The 15330-nt window shown below is 63.0% G+C and carries 10 protein-coding genes; 1 reads left to right on the plus strand and 9 read right to left on the minus strand.

The window, feature by feature from the left end; all coding sequences use genetic code 11:
- Positions 1-113: 113 nt before the first annotated feature.
- The 5 genes from XH81_RS36925 to XH81_RS36945 form a co-directional block, all read right to left on the minus strand.
- Positions 114-1154 (minus strand): hypothetical protein, encoded by a 1041-nt coding sequence (locus XH81_RS36925; protein WP_028144874.1) that lies wholly within the window; start codon positions 1152-1154, stop codon positions 114-116.
- A gap of 120 nt (positions 1155-1274) precedes the next feature.
- On the minus strand, positions 1275-2069 hold the full coding sequence (locus tag XH81_RS36930) for a transglycosylase SLT domain-containing protein (RefSeq protein ID WP_028144873.1): 795 nt from the start codon (positions 2067-2069) through the stop codon (positions 1275-1277).
- Positions 2070-2164: 95 nt separating this feature from the next.
- The gene (locus tag XH81_RS36935; protein ID WP_028144872.1) at positions 2165-2428 is read right to left on the minus strand and encodes a hypothetical protein; all 264 of its coding nucleotides are present in this window, start codon (positions 2426-2428) and stop codon (positions 2165-2167) included.
- Between the two features lie 162 nt (positions 2429-2590).
- Positions 2591-3106 (minus strand): ParB N-terminal domain-containing protein, encoded by a 516-nt coding sequence (locus tag XH81_RS36940; protein WP_028144871.1) that lies wholly within the window; start codon positions 3104-3106, stop codon positions 2591-2593.
- 729 nt (positions 3107-3835) lie between these two features.
- Positions 3836-7609 carry a vitamin B12-dependent ribonucleotide reductase gene (locus XH81_RS36945; protein WP_028144870.1) on the minus strand — a complete coding sequence of 1258 codons (3774 nt, stop codon included), beginning with the start codon at positions 7607-7609 and terminating at the stop codon, positions 3836-3838.
- A gap of 766 nt (positions 7610-8375) precedes the next feature.
- On the opposite strand from XH81_RS36945, the gene XH81_RS36950 reads away from it, so the two are divergent.
- Complete coding sequence (locus XH81_RS36950) at positions 8376-9272, plus strand: DMT family transporter (RefSeq protein ID WP_028144869.1); 897 nt, start codon at positions 8376-8378, stop codon at positions 9270-9272.
- A gap of 19 nt (positions 9273-9291) precedes the next feature.
- Here the strand turns inward: XH81_RS36950 and XH81_RS36955 are convergent, their stop codons facing one another.
- The 4 genes from XH81_RS36955 to XH81_RS36970 all read right to left on the minus strand — a co-directional run bounded on the left by XH81_RS36955 (position 9292) and on the right by XH81_RS36970 (position 15127).
- Positions 9292-11091 carry a cache domain-containing protein gene (locus XH81_RS36955; protein ID WP_028144868.1) on the minus strand — a complete coding sequence of 600 codons (1800 nt, stop codon included), beginning with the start codon at positions 11089-11091 and terminating at the stop codon, positions 9292-9294.
- An 8-nt stretch (positions 11092-11099) separates the two neighbouring features.
- Entirely contained in the window at positions 11100-12071 is a 972-nt protein-coding gene (locus tag XH81_RS36960) for an ABC transporter substrate-binding protein (RefSeq protein WP_028144867.1), read from the minus strand.
- 378 nt (positions 12072-12449) lie between these two features.
- Positions 12450-14708: a CHASE3 domain-containing protein gene (locus XH81_RS36965; RefSeq protein ID WP_028144866.1), complete on the minus strand. Its 2259-nt coding sequence runs from the start codon at positions 14706-14708 to the stop codon at positions 12450-12452.
- Complete coding sequence (locus XH81_RS36970) at positions 14705-15127, minus strand: response regulator (protein WP_028144865.1); 423 nt, start codon at positions 15125-15127, stop codon at positions 14705-14707. The genes XH81_RS36965 and XH81_RS36970 overlap by 4 nt, the downstream gene beginning before the upstream one ends.
- Between the last annotated feature and the right edge of the window lie 203 nt (positions 15128-15330).

The following is a 15330-nucleotide window of genomic DNA, read 5'->3' on the forward strand; positions in this document are numbered from 1 at the left end:
CACTTGCGCCGTGCCCACTCTTCTCCTCGATCAGCCAAGACGTGGGCACGCTTCCGCCTTCGCTCTTCGAGCTACGGCGGACAAGTCGCTTTGCCCACCCTACGGCAGCTCGCTCACCAATCCGGATCGCCGTAATAAGGGTCCATATACGGCGGCATCCAGGGGCCTCGCGGCGGCGGTCTGGGCCGCCGGGGTTCGGCCGCCGGGATGTGCGGCCGGGCACGCGTAGCCGCATCGTTGTTCACACTGCGCACGACGGGCTTCGCGGCTGCAGACGCGGGTGACGCGGTCAGTTGCGTTTGCAGCGCCTGGACCTGCGCAGCGAGGCGCGCATTGTCCGCCGCACCCTTCTCTTGCGCTGTCTTGAGCTGTTGAATGGTGTCGGCCTGCTCGCGCAGGGTCTGCTCGTTGCGGCTTTTCAGTTGCTCGAGCTTGCCGCTGATGCTCGCAAGCTCGCTCGTGATGGCCTTGAGCGATTGCGCGAGATCGGACGATGACGGGTCGGGCGCCGTGGCAGCAGGCCTTGGAGCGTCAGGCCTTGGAGTGTCAGGCTTTGGGGCGCTTTCCGTTTCCTTGAGGACCGGCGGCGCGGGCGCCGGGCTCGGATCACCCGCAGCAGCCAGTAGCACGGCCGGCGGCTGCACTGGGCCTTCCACCGCGGACGCTTGCGGGGCGCTGCTCGCGGCCGGCGGAGCCCATCGTGCCATGATCGACTTGCTGATTGAGCTGGCCTCATCGCGATATTGCGAAGCGAAGGCGGCGCCGAGAAGGCCGATCGCCAGCACGAGGCCAACCAAAGCGCGCATCATGGTCCGATCTCCTTTCAAGCCTTGATCGCGAAGCTTGGTATTCAGAGGCTTTGCACTCGAAGGCTTGGCATCCGGCGTCGGCGCCTTGTTTCCGGGAGTGGCGGCTGCCGCCGCACCGGCGCTTGCGCGCGAGGCTGGCTTGCCTTCGCCATCGTGTTCCATTCCGGAAACCAGCTGGTCCAGCCGTGCAAGGTCTGCCTGTGTGCTCCTGATCCGGTCAAGGGCCCGCGCCAGCCCGCCGTCGCCGCGCGCCTCGTCCGGCTTGCCGGTATCAGGTTTGGCGGTATCAGGCTTGCCGGTATCAGGTTTGGGGTCGTTCGTTTCAGGCACCGATGCGCTCTCCATCCGGTCGGGCGTCAATGGGAGGCAGTCCGATCAAAAGGGAAGGATAAGTCTCGCCACTGTCCAACACAACGCGCGTGCAAAGGAAAAATTATGGCGGACTCGACAGCGGGGCTGTGCTCCTCAATTATCGTGGTCCGCCGCCAGCCGCACAAACTGCCGCTTCATCGCGTTGACCCTGGAAACATAGCCCGCGACGAGGTGATCGCCGCAGCGTGTCCCAGCGATCATCACAAACTTGCGCCGCGCATAGGCCGCCGCGGGACCTGCGCCGCAGAGATGGATGAAGGCGGCCAGATCCTGCTTCTGCTGCGCGCTCGGCTTCGCATCGCCGGCGAGGTCGAGAACCAGCGCCACCTGGCGGTCCAGATACACCGAGGCCAGCTCGATGGAGTGGCTCGGGATCGCGCGAATATAGAAGGACGTGAACCCGCAGCCGGTCTGCGTGACCGTGTTGCCGCGAACACAGAACCGCGCGGCTTCCGTGTAGGCCGGATCGGTCATCTGGAAGAGCCCGACAGCGCTGGAGGCGGGCTTGTAGATCGCCAGCGGGTTGAAGCTCCATCGCCAGCGCCAATAGGTGCGCGCCACCGGATTGCCCGAACTCTCGACCTGCGCCAGCGCGGCCAGCAATTCGGGCGTGATCGCAGCGGTGGAATAGGTGCGGAAGAGGGGGCCGTAGCTCGCCCAGGTCTCCGCTGGCTCCTTGTCGAGTGCGTGGCCGACGACGGCGAAGAGTTCGGTCGGCTTGCGGATGATTTGATAGGCGATGTTGAGGAGCGCGAGCGTTGCCAGCAGGATCAAGACGCCGCCCGTGATCCGGACCGTCCGCGGCGCGCGCGCGAATTTCTTTCGCGCCCACTGGACGCTCCGCCGGACTCTGCGAAGGCGGAGGAGGAGCTTGCTTTTCCTTGGCATTGTGGGAGCGAGTAGGATGGGTTGAGCCCTTGCGAAACCCATCAATAGCTGTCGTGGAATGATAAGTTTCTTAAATGCTCTACCTGCCTACAGGCTCAATATCTCGCATTGAGCAACACGCTGACAGCCTGGAACGTCGCTGCAGCCGCCGCGGCATAAGCTGCGTAAGCGCTCCATTTCGACTGTTTCTCAGCTGTCCTCGTAACGTCGTAAAGGCGACCGTCTTTACGAATTACCATATTGGTATCTTGCGGTCCCTTTTGGCCATCAGCCCACACCTCGGCGCGCGCCGATATAATCCAAAGCACAGCGGCCAAAATTGCAAAGGCTGCGGTAAGAACATCGGCAGCGAATTTCATTGGGTGCTTCAGTCTCTGAGGCGAGTTCTATGAGCATAAAAGGGATTTAGTCGTAGGATGGGTAGAGCGGAGCGAAACCCATCAGCTTCGATCATCAAATGATGGGTTTCGCAAGGGCTCTACCCATCCTACGGGTTGGCACCGAAACTCTGGAGCCGGCAATCAATAGCGGCCGCCGCTGCCCTTTTGCTGCGTGATCCAGTCCGACAATGTCTTCGGTGTCGATTTCGCAGTCCGGCCCGGTGATGCCTTCGGATTGTCGCGGATGCCCTTCGTCGGACGGGTGCGCGGCGCTTGCGTTGCGCCAGCGCCCTTCAAGGCAGCAGTCGATGCCTCTGCGGCTTCCTTCTCGAGGCGCAACTGTTTCAATCGCGCCATCTTGATGCGCTCTGCCTCGACTTCGGGGCGCTCGGATAGCAGCGGCTTGGGTTGAGCAAGCTCGGCCGGGACCAGGACACCGAGAATGGCCGTCTCGCCGAGCGCCTTGCAGGCCTCTAACCGATGCAGTCCCTCGACCAGAACGAGGCGGTCTCCGTCGAGCCGAACGGAAATGGGCTCCTGTTGTCCGATCTCCAGCATACTTTCCGCGATCTCCCCGACGATCTCGGGCTTGAGGGCCTTTTTCATTTTCGTGGGAACGAAGATCTTCTCGATCGGGAAGCTTTCCGGTTTGGGCATACTTGACTCCGCTTCTACCGGGCCAGTCGAGGTCGGGAGTTTAGAAGGGAAGGGCTCGACGGCAAAGGCAATTTTGGAGGATTACGGTGTGCACTTAATCAGAGCCGCATGCGAAAGTTGCACTGTCACCGTAATTCGTAATTCGGAAGTTGTGGAGGCAAGGGAGAAGGGACTTGCGTTTTCTTGGCATGGGTCTTGGGAGACGTGAGGATTGGTTGAGCTCTGGCGAAACCAATCACCTGCCCGACGCTGAAAAGCATCGTTCGATCCTCCCTAGGGACCGGGCGCTACCGGAAGGATTCATTGTCGCTGCAATGTCTGACTCTTGGCAACGTGAATAACTGGCTGTAACAGGATCCCTTCCAATCTTTGGTTGAGCAGTTTTCATGGCAAGCGATGGTCAGTCGAACGAGAAGAAGCCGCTCCTAGTCTGGTGGGGATTCGGCATCTGCGTGAATTGTCTAGCATTCAGTTTAATGGCGGGAGTGCTGCTGCTCTGCGTTCTGTTCACAGGGCTGCATATCCCTGTTGGAATAGAGCCGCTATTCTCATCTCCACCGATGTGGAAAGCATAGATCTTGTAAAGAATGATTTGGCTTAGATTCGATATTCGAAATCGTTGCTCCGCCATTTTATTAGCCTTGGAATAATGTTGTCCTTCAACGTAATACGGCACGCTACCCGAAGGAGGCGTGCCGCATTGTGGCCTTAATTGATTGACCTACCCCCTCACGAACACCCCGTCGTGCTTCCGCACGTATCGCACTTCATGCACGTGCCATTCCGCACCAGCGTGAAGTTGCCGCACTCCGAGCACATCTCGCCTTCGTAGCCCTTGGCCTTGGCTTCCGCGCGGCGCTCGGCCTTGGTGGGGACGAGGGTCTGGGCGGTGCTGCCGGCCTTGCTCCATTGCAGCGCCTCGAGCTTCTCCGTGGGGGAGAGGTCGTGGGCGGCTTCCTGCTTCAGGGCGACGGCGCCTTCGAGGGCGTCGCCGACGCGGGCGCTGGTGCCGTGCGCGGCGAGCGCGGTGACCTTGCTGCCGCCGGTGGGGGCGCCGTCATTGCCCTGCGAGACGGCGGCCGAGCCGCCGCGCATCACCACGAGGTTGTCGGTGCGGGAGCGGGTGAGGCCGCGTGAGACCAGGCGGGTCGCGTGATGACCGCCGTTCTCGTCCGGCTCCTTGCCTTCCTCGACGCCCTTGCCGAGCGCGTCGAAGTTCGACTCGGTCGGATCGACATGAGCGAGGTCGAAGCGCGACATGTAGCTCACCGCGAGCTCGCGGAAGACGTAGTCGAGGATCGAGGTCGCGTACTTGATGCTGTCGTTGCCCTGCACGGGGCCCGCCGGCTCGAAGCGGGTGAAGGTGAAGGCGTCGACATATTCGTCCAGCGGCACGCCGTATTGCAGGCCGAGCGACACCGCGATGGCGAAGTTGTTGATGAAGGAGCGCAGCGCCGCGCCTTCCTTGTGCATGTCGATGAAGATCTCGCCGAGACGGCCGTCATCGTATTCGCCGGTGCGGAGATAGACCTTGTGGCCGCCGACGACCGCCTTCTGGGTGTAGCCCTTGCGGCGATCCGGCATCTTCTCGCGCTCGCGCATCACGATGATGCGCTCGACCAGTTTCTCGACGATCTTCTCCGAGACCTGGGCGGCACGCGCCGCCATCGGCTTCTCGTAGAGGGACTCGACCGCATCGTCCTCGTCCTCATCGTCGCTGATGAGCTGCGAGTTGAGCGGCTGGCTGAGCTTGGAGCCGTCGCGATAGAGCGCGTTGGCCTTCAGCGCGAGCTTCCACGACAGCATGTAGGCGGACTTGCAGTCCTCCACCGTGGCGTCGTTCGGCATGTTGATGGTCTTGGAGATCGCACCCGAGATGAAGGGCTGCGCCGCCGCCATCATGCGGATGTGGCTCTCGACCGACAGATAGCGCTTGCCGATCTTGCCGCAGGGATTGGCGCAATCGAACACGGAGTAATGTTCCGCCTTGAGATGCGGGGCCCCTTCGACAGTCATCGCGCCGCAGATGTGGACATTGGCGGCCTCGATCTCGCGCTTGGTGAAGCCCACGGCCTGGAGCAGGTCGAAGCCCGGAGCCGCAATGGCTTCCGCGCCGATTCCCAGTTGGTCGCGAATAAAATCCTCGCCAAAGGTCCACTTGTTGAAGGCGAACTTGATGTCGAAGGCGGTCGGCAGGGCCTTTTCGACCTTGGCGATGGCTTCATCGGTGAAGCCCTTGGCCTTCAGGGTCGAGGCGTTGATGCCGGGGGCGTTGGAGAGCGAGCCGTGGCCGACGGCGTAGGCCTCGATCTCCGCGATATCAGCTTCGCGATAGCCGAGCGCGCGCAGCGCCGCGGGGACCGCGCGGTTGATGATCTTGAAGTAGCCGCCGCCGGCGAGCTTCTTGAACTTCACCAGCGCGAAGTCGGGCTCGATGCCGGTGGTGTCGCAATCCATCACGAGGCCGATCGTGCCGGTCGGCGCGATCACCGTGGTCTGGGCGTTGCGATAGCCGTGCTGCTCGCCGAGCGCGAGCGCCGCATCCCAGGCCGCCTGCGCGTGGCTGACGAGGTCAGCCTGCGGGCAGGACACGAGGTCCATCGGCACGGGGTTGACGCTGAGCGCCTCGTAGCCGGAGGCCTCGCCATGCGCGGCGCGGCGGTGGTTGCGGATGACGCGCAGCATGTGCGCGGCGTTCTTCTTGTAGCCGGGGAAGGTGCCCAGTTCAGCGGCCATCTCCGCGGAGGTCTTGTAGGTGATGCCGGTCATCACAGCGGTCAGCGCGGCGCAGAGCGCGCGGCCTTCCTTGCTGTCATACGAGAGACCCATGGTCATCAGGAGGCCGCCGATATTGGCGTAGCCGAGGCCGAGGGTGCGGAACTCGTAGGAGAGCTCGGCGATCGCCTTGGACGGGAACTGCGCCATCATCACCGAGATTTCGAGCACGATGGTCCAGAGCTGGCAGAGGTGCTCATAGCCCTTGACGTCGAAGTGCTTGGTCTCGGTGTTGTAGAAGGTCAGCAGGTTCGCGGACGCCAGGTTGCACGCGGTGTCGTCCAGGAACATGTATTCCGAGCACGGATTGGACGCGCGGATGTCGCCGGACGCCTTGCAGGTGTGCCAGTCGTTCATGGTGGTGTTGAAGTGCAGGCCCGGGTCGGCCGACGCCCAGGCGGCGTAACCGATTTTTTCCCAGAGATCGCGCGCCTTCAGCGTCTTCGTCACCTTTTTGGAGGTGCGGGCGTTCAGATTCCAGTCGCCATCGGTTTCCACGGCGCGCAGGAAGTCGTCCTTGAGCGAGACCGAGTTGTTGGAGTTCTGGCCGGAGACCGTGAGATAGGCTTCGCTGTCCCAGTCGGTGTCGTAGGTGTCGAACTGGATGTCCTTGTAGCCCTGCTTGGCAAACTGGATGACGCGCTTGATGTAATTGTCAGGCACGAGGCTGCGGCGCGCCAGCTTGATCTCGCGGCGGAGGGCAGGGTTCTTCTCGGGATCGAAGCAGTCGTCGCCCGAGCCTTCGCAGTTGACGCAGGCCTTCAGCACCAGCTTGAGGTGCTTCTGGTTGATCTTGGAGCCGGTGACCAGAGCTGCAACCTTCTGCTCCTCCTTCACCTTCCAGTCGATATAGGTCTCGATGTCGGGGTGATCGACGTCGACCACGACCATCTTGGCGGCGCGGCGCGTGGTGCCGCCCGACTTGATCGCGCCCGCGGCGCGGTCGCCGATCTTGAGGAAGCTCATCAGGCCGGATGACCGGCCGCCGCCGGAGAGCTTTTCGCCTTCACCGCGCAGGCGCGAGAAGTTGGAGCCGGTGCCGGAGCCGTATTTGAACAGGCGGGCTTCGCGGACCCAGAGGTCCATGATGCCGCCTTCGTTGACGAGGTCGTCACCCACGCCCTGGATGAAGCAGGCGTGCGGCTGCGGATGCTCGTAGGACGATTTCGAGCGGGTCAGCTTGCCGGTGAAGGGGTCGACGTAATAGTGGCCCTGGCCGGGGCCGTCGATGCCATAGGCCCAATGCAGACCGGTGTTGAACCATTGCGGCGAGTTCGGCGCCACCATCTGCATGGCGAGCATGTAGCGGAGCTCGTCGTAGAAGGCCTGCGCGTCCTCGTCGGTCGAGAAATACTTGCCCTTCCAGCCCCAATAGGTCCAGCAGCCGGCGAGGCGGTCGAACACCTGCTTTGCGCTGAGCTCGCTGACATAGCGCTCTTTCTCAGGCAGCGCAGCGAGCGCGTCAGTATCGGGCACGGAGCGCCACAGGAAGGAGGGGACGGATTCCTCCTCGACCTTCTTCAGGCGCGCGGCAACGCCGGCTTTGCGGAAATACTTCTGGGCGAGCACGTCGGAGGCGACCTGCGACCACTCGGTCGGGACCTCGACGCCATCAAGTTTAAACACGACCGAGCCGTCGGGATTCCTGATCTCCGACGTGGTCTGGCGGAAATCGATTCCCGCGTAAGGTGACTGTCCCTGGGTGGTGTGGCGCCGCTCAATCCGCATCGTCTTGCCCCGTCCTATTCTTTGACCGGATCCGCCCCTCGTTGAGAGCGTGCCGGGTCGACATTTCGTTTCGCGATGCCTTGCGGCCGTTCGGCCCTGGGGCATCGCAGTTCAGCCGGTGGACCCGGCCCTTGTTCTCCCGACGCGACTCTTCGATGCCTGCATCGATCATCCGCCGGCATGTCCACGCCCATCCTCCCCAACGGGATGCGCGCGACATGCGTTCAACGCCCCACACCATCACAACTTCTATCGATGCCATCCGAGCCTGTTGCCGGCCCGTTCTGGCGCCCGAAAAGTCCGCTTTCGCGGGCAGACAAGCCCTCATCCGCTGCCTTTGGCTGGCTTGGCGGAGTTGAGATTTGCGAGACCCTTTGGGGGAGTGCCGGCGGGACGCAAACTCACTCGCGCCGAACGGACCGAAAGCTAGGACTCTCCGTTGCGCCCGTCAAGAACTAGTACGAGTTCCTGAATCAAATACTAAATATGGTGGATTGCGGGGGATAACAGGGGGCAAGCCCGCGCCTGTTGTGGAGGCAAGTATCAGTGAGTCCTCAGAGATTCCCAACCGAAAAAATTTGCATCCCGTGGTGCTGCGGATGCTTCATCCCGCTGTTCACAGGGCAGGTATATTTTTGAGCAATGGGATTGCGTCAGCGGGACTCACGTAGCCCTACGGAAGGTGAGGGCAGGCATGCCCGCCGAGGCGGTGGCGAGAGGGGCGAATCCGGGCCAAGCTGAGGGTCGATTTTGCCGGACCACCCACATGCTTGATTCGACTCGCCGGGATGCGCGGCCCCGCATCGCCCCGGCCGGCCTGATGTTCCTTGCCATCACCTCGATCGGCTGGGGCTTCAATTGGCCGGTGACCAAATTCCTGCTCTCCGAGCTGCCGCCGTTGACGCTGCGCGGGGTGACCGGCGTGCTCGGGGCGGTGCTGCTGGCGGCGCTGGCGATCATCCGCCGGCAGAGCCTCAAGGTGGACCCTGCGATCTGGCCGCGCCTCCTGACCGCCGCCGTGCTCAACGTCACCGGCTGGATGGTGCTGATGGGCCTGGCGCTGCTCTGGCTGCCCGCGAGCGAGGCGGCGCTGATCGCCTACACGATGCCGGTCTGGGCCTCGATCATCGCCTGGCCGGTGCTGGGGGAGCGGCCGACCGTGCTGCGCACGCTGGGGCTGGTGATGGCCTTTGTCGGGCTTGCCTCGATCATGGGCGGCAACGGCATTGCCGCGAGCGTCGAGAAGCTGCCGGGCATCATCATGGCGCTCGCCGGCGCGCTGGGCTTTGCCGTCGGCACGGTGTTCTCGAAGAAGTACCCGATCCATCTGCCGCCGATCACGGCCGCGGCCTGGCAGATCGGCATCGGATGCCTGCCGATCTCGATCATCGGCCTCCTGGTCGAGACAACGCATCTCTCCCAGGTGACGCCGGTCGGCTGGTGGCTGCTGGTCTATTCGACCGTGGTGCAGTTCTGCATCGCTTATGTCAGCTGGTTCGCAGCACTCGCCCGCCTGCCGGCCTCGGTGGCCGCGATCGGCACCATGGCGGTGCCTGTCATCGGCGTCGTCGCCTCCGCGCTCGCGCTTGGCGAGCCGCTGGGGGCAGGGCAGATCGCGGCGCTGATCTTCACGCTGGCGGCGGTGGTGCTGGCGACGCGTTAGCCGCCCGGTCGCCGGGGTATCAGTGGTGCTGAGGCTCTTTCTCTCGCCGGCGTTGTCCCGAGCCCGGCGGTTTCAACGGCAGGTCAGCAGGTGCGACAGCAAAGACTTCGAGGGCCTGGTCGTAGCCTTTTATGGTCCGCTGTCCGAGCGATGCCAACGGAACGCTATCCCTTACCCTTCCAGCGATAGTGGGATCAGCCAGGATCTGCGCGTCCTTCGCGAGATTGCAGAGCCGCGACGCCAAATTCACCACGGCTCCCATCGCCGTGTAGTCCAGCCGACCGTTGTAACCAACCGTTCCTACCGTTGCCGGTCCCATGGCAACGCCCACACCAAAGCCGATCGCGTGGCCGGCGTCGCACCATTTGCCGGCAAGGGACTGCACCGTCATTTGCAGGTCAATCGCGAGTCGGACCGCTTGAGTTGCCGGCTGTTCGCATGCGACCGGGGCATTGACCAGGAGCATGACTCCGTCGCCATCAAAGCCGATGAGCGTTGCCTCGTGACGAGTCGTCACGGCGCCGACGGCCTCGTAGTACTCTCGCATGACGGCCATGATGACATCGGGTTCATTGCGCGTGGAGAACGCCGTGAAGCCGCGTAAGTCGCCAAAAATGACAGCTACTTCGCGTCGCTGCCCTTCGAGCAGTTCATGAGAATGCTCGACCAATTCGGCGACCTGTGATGGCAGGAACTGCTTCAGCCGTTCGATCCGCACAGATTTCTGCTGCGAGATCGCCAGTTCAGAAGCCATTTCATTGAAGCGCAACGCCAGTTGCTGCAACTCGTCACCGCTGAAGATTTTGATGCGATGCTCGAATTGTCCGGTTCTGATCCGCTCCACGCCCTCTTCCAGTTGCTTGATCGGGCCGGACATTCTGTGCGCGCGCCAATAGGCGAGCGCCAGCGCGATGAGAACACCAAAGGCAATGAGAATTGACGAGCGCCACAACGCCGCGCGAATTGATGCAAAGGCTTCCGAGGCCGGCTGCATCGCGATCACCGTCCATCCCACATCGGCGGCCTGAACGGATAGCGCCACCACCGGGTTGCCTTGGTCCCCGGTTATCACCGCCGCTTCGCTCGCCGCGCCGGCGAGATGCTTGATCCGGCCGAAACTGCCCGAGCTGGCGCGGCCGCGCAGGACCAGACTGATATCGGGATGTGCGATCAGATGACCGGAATCATCGACAACAATGGCGTAGCCGGTGTCGCCAATTCTAATGGCTGCGATGACATCCCAGATCAGCTTCAGATTGACCTCGGCGATCGCAACCCCCGCGGCCGGCAGGCTCCCAGCAACCGCGATCCTCATGTAGGGCTCTGAATCTCGCTGGTACTGAACCGGTCCGTACCAAACCTTGTTGGCGCGTGCGCCCAGAACAGCGGGATCCGTAGACATATCAATGCCGCGCCCGGTTCTGTTCAGATGCAGCCTGGAAACAAAGATCCGTTCGGTACCGGTCTCATCCAGAAGCGAAACCGAAACGATTGCGGGCACCTGCTGGAGGAGGCGCAAGGCATCGATCTTATGTTGCGCATCGTCTCCGGCAGACCAGGGAAGCTGCACCATCCAACCCAGCTGATCTCGGATGCCATCGGTGAACGCCTCGATCCTGTCGGACGCCGCGCGAGCATCGGCCTGCAGCACCGCGCTGATCTGGCGGCGCTGGTCTCGGTAACCGAAAGAAGCCTCGACGGCCGCGCCGAGTATCAGAGGCACGACCGCAGCGACAAACAACGTCGCGAAGTACTTGCAGAACAGCGAGCGACGCGGGGGCATCGTACACGAAGAGGACTGCGCAGCACCGTCCGACATAACTACTCTCAGGAGATCACCTTGCTGGCGCGAAACAGGATCGACGACACATCCAGGTCCGTACCCAGAAGCCTGGCTGTCTTCAGATTGACTGCCAGTTCAAACTTCTCGGGGCGCATCACCGGAAGATCTGACGGATTTTCACCGCGCAGGATGCGATCGGCATAAGTGGCGAGCCGAAAATAGGTCGTGCGCTGGTTTGCGCCGTAACTCAAGAGACCTCCAGCGTCACAATATTCTGACCAGCCAAACATCGAAGGCAGCCGGTGCGCGATTGCAAACTCCGCGATCTTCGCACGATGCACCAGCGTCACAGCATCGGGAAACACGAGGAGAGCATCCGCGTCCACCTTGCCGGCAGCCATCAACCCATTCTCGATTTCGCGAGCGCCACAGAACGGAACGTAGGCTGCCTCGATGCCGAGCTTCCGGCACGACTCCAAAGTCGCACGCCATTCCAATGGCTCTCCCGGATGATCCGTGTTCGAGAAGACCGCCAGTTTTCGCAGCTTTGGATAAATGTCCTTGAGCAGCTCAACGCGCTTTCCTGCCAGCTCGAGCGACAGGAATGTGCTGCCGGTGAAATTGGTGCCGGGGTGAGCAAGGCTCTTCACCACACCCAAAGCGACGGGGTCACCGCTCAGTGCAAACAGTACGGGGATGTCGGTGACCGCAGTCATGACGCGTGTCGCCGGACCGCCCGAGACCACAAGGTCGATATCCCCTCGCTGCAACTCGGAGACGATCTTGCGCAGTGCCTGCGGATCTCCGGGGGCATAATGCGTCTCGAAGGTTACGGTCTTGCCCTCGACGTATCCCAGCGCGCGCATTCCCTCGCGAAAGCCGTCCAGGAAGGGATCCGGTTCGGACTGAGTCGAGACCCAGAAGATACGATGCAGCTTGGCTCCGCCCTGCGCCCGCGCGATCGCAGGCCAGGCCAGTCCTCCACCAATCAACAAGATGAACTCTCGTCTTTTCATGCGAGCACCTGTCGAAGCTGCGCCGTCAATTCCGGCCGCAGACCAAGATCCTAGCTGTGCATCCGGTGACTGCGCTCGGTATCGCGCTCCGCGAGCGGACTGTCGCGACACCGGCTCCAACATTTGTCGCCGAGAGCATGCTCAGAGATTGGGCTGGTGAGACGATTTGTCCTTGAGATGCGCTTGATTTTTGCTTGAGACCGGCCCGATCGAGATCAAAGCGGCCTTACTCGTTCATGGCGCGGTGTCTAAACACCTCGGGCGCGGATCCGGGCAAGCCACGGCGTCTCAAGAGGACAACCGGAACTCACATCCTGAGCCAGTGCCCTCGCCCCGTTATATGGTGTGACTGGCAACGCGCCTTCGGTAGTTCACGCGTTAGCTCGCCGTCATCGTCCCGCCATTCAGCGCCTTCCTGATCATCTCGGCGAGCTGGTTGCGGCGATAGGGCTTTGTCAGCAGCATCACGCCGTCATCGAGCTTGCCGTGATGGACGATGGCGTTGTCGGTGTAGCCGGAGGTGTAGAGCACCTTCACACCCGGCCGCAGCTTGGCCACCTCGTCGGCGAGGTCGCGCCCGCTCATGCCGCCGGGGATGACGACGTCGGTGAAGAGGAGATCGAACGGCTGGCCGGCCTCGATCAATTCCAGCGCGGATTTGCCGTCGGGCGCGGCAATCGTCTTGTAGCCGAGGCTCTCGAGCTGCGCGGTGACGAAGTTGCGCACGAGGTTGTCGTCCTCGACGACGAAGATGGTCTCGGCGCCGCCCTCGACCTGCGGCGCGACGGCCGCGGCCACGTCCGCCGTGCCTTCGCCCGGCGGCAGATAGAGCTTGATCGTGGTGCCGTGGTTTTCCTCGCTGTAGATCTTGATGTGGCCGCCGGACTGCTTGACGAAACCGTAGACCATGGAGAGGCCGAGGCCCGATCCCTTGCCGACCTCCTTGGTGGTGAAGAAGGGCTCGAACGCCTTCAGCTGGATATCGGGCGACATGCCGGTGCCGGTGTCGCTGACGGCGAGCATGACGTAGGGGCCGGCCACCACGTCCGCATGGGCCTGCGCATAGGCCTCATCCAGCACGACGCGGTGGGTCTCCAGCAGCAGCTTGCCGCCGTTCGGCATGGCGTCGCGCGCGTTGATCGCCATGTTGAGCACGGCGTTGGTGAGCCGGGACGGATCGATATGCGCGGTCATCGGCCCCTGTTCCAGCACGGTCTCGATCTGGATCTGCTCGCCGAGGGTGGGACGCAGGAGTTTCGCGATGTCGGCGATCGCGGCGTTGATCTCGACGTTGCGCGGCTGCAGGGGCTGCCTGCGCGCGAACGCGAGCAGATGCTGGATCAGCTCGGCGCAGCGCTCGGCGGCATCGTCGATCAGCTGCGCCGCGCGCTGAAGCTCGGGCTGCTGTTTCAGGCTCGCCACCAGCGTCTCGGTGTTGCCGGAGATCACGGTCAGCATGTTGTTGAAGTCGTGAGCGACGCCTCCGGTCAACTTGCCGATCGCGTCCAGCTTCTGCGACTGGTACAGCTGCCGCTCGGTCTCGCGCGACATGGTCGCGTCGTGATAGACCAACACCGCGCCGGAGATGTCGCCTTGGCCGTCCAGCATCGGCCGGCCGCTGATCATGAGATGGCGGGGAGGATTGCCGCTGTGCGGGCGGACGATCATCTCCAGATCCTCGAACTGCTCGCCGCGCAGCACGCGCACCGAGGGCAGCTCGCTGGCCTTCATCGGCGTGACGCCATCGCCGTGAAACACATCCGACATCGCGCGCAGATTGCGCAGGTTCATGCCGGCGCGATGCAGCAGCATGCGCTCCGCGGCCGGATTGGACAGCAGGACGTTGCCTTCGGCGTCGATGACCAGCACCGCCTCCGCCATGCTGTGAAACGTGCTTTGCAGCACGTTGATCGACAGGCGCAGCTCGTCATGCGCGGTCACCAGATGCTCGGTGCGCTCGGCGACCGCCGCCGCGAGCGCATCCTTGGCGGCCGTGGTCTCGGTCAGCGTGCTCTGCAGCTGCACCGTGGCGCGCTGGCTCTCGCGCATCACCAGCGCCACCAGCAGCAGGATCAGCACGGCGCCGGCGACGTCGATGCCGAGCAGCACGATGCCGGTACGGCGTGAATCCTGGGAGCGCGCGGTGAGCAGGCGTTCTTCATCCGCGCTCAGATGGTCGAGATTGCCCATCACCGTGTCCATCAGACCGCGGCCCTCGGCCTTGCTGTTGAGCGCGGTAATGCCGGCCTGGTCGTTCGCCGCGCGCAGGCGCATCGCTTCGGCGGCGATCTCGACCCGGCGCAGCGCCAGCGGCTCGGTGCCCTCCAGCAGCGCGACCTGATCGGGATTGTCGCGCACGCCGCGCTTCAGCTCGGCCAGCGCCGGTGCGATCTGGACCCGCACGCCCTGAAATTCGTCGGCGAGCGTCTGGCTGCGATAGAGTTCATAGCCGCGGGCGGCACTCTCGGCGCGGCGCAGCAGCACGCGCAGATCGGAGATCTTCTTCTGCACCTGGACGGTGTGATTGACCCACGTCGCGTCGGACCGCGACTTGACGTCGAGGGCGATCGAGGCCGCGGTGATGATCAGGAGGATGGCAAGTCCAGCACCGAGAATGACGCGCTGCGTTGGAATCAAGGGGCTTCTTTCTTGTCCTTCGGCTGTGCGCTCTCGCCCGGACCGGCGAGACATTCCCGGATCGTGGTCAGCAGCGCGTCCGGCGTGAACGGCTTGCGCAGGCAGCGCGTTGCGCCGAGCTCCAGCGCCATGCGGAGGAAATCGGGAGAGGGCGAGGCGGATGAGGCGAAGGCATAGCCGGACATCGCGATCAGCGGAGTAGCTGGCGCGCGCTCGTGAAAGATGCGGATGGACTCGAAGCCGCGCATATGCGGCATGAAGATATCAACGAGCATCACCTCAAAGGCCTGCGCTTCCAGCGCAGCCAGTCCTGTTTCGCCGCCGTCGGCCAGCGTGACGTCGAAGCCCTGACGTTGGAGGAGGACCTCGATGGTCGCGCCGACCATCGGATCGTCATCAACCACGAGAATACGCGGCATGACACTTCCCAGTAATCGAAGTCCCCACTGTGATTGGTGATATCCGCGAATCGTGCCTCGGGTCAATTTTGGATTGGATCGGGGTAGATATGCACGGTGCGGTGCATAGGGTTGCGGTGCGTGTTCCCTCTCTTATTTCGGGCCCGCGTCATCTACGCGTCATGGTTCGCGCGAAGGCGCACGCGGCGCGCGAAGTGCGAGCA

The sequence above is a fragment of the Bradyrhizobium sp. CCBAU 25360 genome, from assembly GCF_028128695.1.
In the GTDB taxonomy this organism is placed as follows: Bacteria; Pseudomonadota; Alphaproteobacteria; order Rhizobiales; family Xanthobacteraceae; genus Bradyrhizobium; species Bradyrhizobium ottawaense.

Bases quoted from the DNA above. Each gene is read 5' to 3' on its own strand.
- XH81_RS36925 (WP_028144874.1), bottom strand. From the start codon at position 1,154: ATGGAGAGCGCATCGGTGCCTGAAACGAACGACCCCAAACCTGATACC.
- XH81_RS36930 (WP_028144873.1), bottom strand. From the start codon at position 2,069: ATGCCAAGGAAAAGCAAGCTCCTCCTCCGCCTTCGCAGAGTCCGGCGG.
- XH81_RS36935 (WP_028144872.1), bottom strand. From the start codon at position 2,428: ATGAAATTCGCTGCCGATGTTCTTACCGCAGCCTTTGCAATTTTGGCC.
- XH81_RS36940 (WP_028144871.1), bottom strand. From the start codon at position 3,106: ATGCCCAAACCGGAAAGCTTCCCGATCGAGAAGATCTTCGTTCCCACG.
- XH81_RS36945 (WP_028144870.1), bottom strand. From the start codon at position 7,609: ATGCGGATTGAGCGGCGCCACACCACCCAGGGACAGTCACCTTACGCG.
- XH81_RS36950 (WP_028144869.1), top strand. From the start codon at position 8,376: ATGCTTGATTCGACTCGCCGGGATGCGCGGCCCCGCATCGCCCCGGCC.
- XH81_RS36955 (WP_028144868.1), bottom strand. From the start codon at position 11,091: ATGTCGGACGGTGCTGCGCAGTCCTCTTCGTGTACGATGCCCCCGCGT.
- XH81_RS36960 (WP_028144867.1), bottom strand. From the start codon at position 12,071: ATGAAAAGACGAGAGTTCATCTTGTTGATTGGTGGAGGACTGGCCTGG.
- XH81_RS36970 (WP_028144865.1), bottom strand. From the start codon at position 15,127: ATGCCGCGTATTCTCGTGGTTGATGACGATCCGATGGTCGGCGCGACC.